We start from the raw sequence: 1191 nt of genomic DNA on the forward strand, positions 1-1191 counted from the left end.
AAATAGCACCGGCCCCCGGGGCTTGCAAGAGGCCAGATGCGCGGTTTTGCCGCGCGGGATAAAATTGCTTGCCCCCGGCCCGCTGCCACCCAATCATAATAGAGCCCCCCGACGCCGCCCTGCCCAGGCCGTGCGGGAAAGGCCCGAAACCATGCCCGATATCGTGTCGAACCCTGCCGTCGCCTCGCCCAGCCTTCTTTCGGGGGCCGCGCATGGTGCCTTCGCCGCCATCGACCTCGGCACCAACAACTGCCGGCTGCTGGTCGGCACCCCCACCCAGGCCGGCTCCTTCCGCGTGCTCGACAGCTACAGCCGCGTCGTCCGCCTGGGTGAGGGGCTGATCACCGAAGGCCGCCTGTCCGACACCGCCATGGACCGCGCCATGGTCGCGCTGCAGGCCTGCGCCCAGAAGCTGCTGCGCCGGCCGCTGAAGCGCCTGGTCGCTGTCACCACCGAGGCCTGCCGCCGCGCCGCCAACGGCGCCGCCTTCGTCGCCCGTGCGCAGGCCGCCACCGGCCTGCCGATCCGCATCATCTCGGCGCGGGAGGAGGCGGAGCTGGCGATGGAATCCTGCGCGCCCCTGCTGCGGCCGCAGGACCGCCGCGGTCTTCTGTTCGACATCGGCGGCGGCAGCACCGAGATCGCCTGGATCCGCGGCGCCGGCGACAGCGCGCAGGGGCGCGCCGAGCTGATCGGCTTCATCTCGCTGCCCTTCGGCGTGGTGACGCTGGCCGAGCGCATGGGCCAGGGCTGCTACACCCCCGAAGGCTTCGACCGCGTCGTCGACGAGGTGGCCGAGCACCTGGCCCGCTTCGACCGCGTCCACAGCATCGGCCGCGAGATCCGCGACGGCGGCGTGCGCCTGATGGGCACCAGCGGCACGGTGACGACGCTGGCCGGCGTGGCCCTGTCGCTGCCCCGCTATTCCCGCCCGCTGATCGATGGCCGCGTGCTGCCCTGCGAGGATGCCGACCAAGCGCTGCGCGACCTCTTCACCCTGGGCCGCGAGGGGCTGAAGGCGCATCCCTGCGTCGGGCCCGAGCGCGCCGACTTCGTGCTGCCCGGCTGCGCCATCTATGCGGCGATCCGGCGGGTCTGGCCCGCCTCCTGCGTGACGGTCGCGGATCGCGGGCTGCGCGAAGGAATGCTATTGCGCATGATGCGCCAGGATCGCAGCCCGCCGCGGCGGGC

Annotated in this window: 1 protein-coding gene; it reads left to right on the plus strand. The window is 72.5% G+C overall.

Going from position 1 to position 1191, the window contains the following annotated elements; genetic code table 11:
• Nucleotides 1-151 precede the first annotated feature (151 nt).
• A partial coding sequence (locus BKE38_RS30110; protein ID WP_076960716.1) for a Ppx/GppA phosphatase family protein occupies nucleotides 152-1191 on the plus strand: 1040 nt, incomplete at its 3' end.

The sequence above is a fragment of the Teichococcus deserti genome, assembly GCF_001982615.1.
Lineage (GTDB): Bacteria > Pseudomonadota > Alphaproteobacteria > Acetobacterales > Acetobacteraceae > Pseudoroseomonas > Pseudoroseomonas deserti.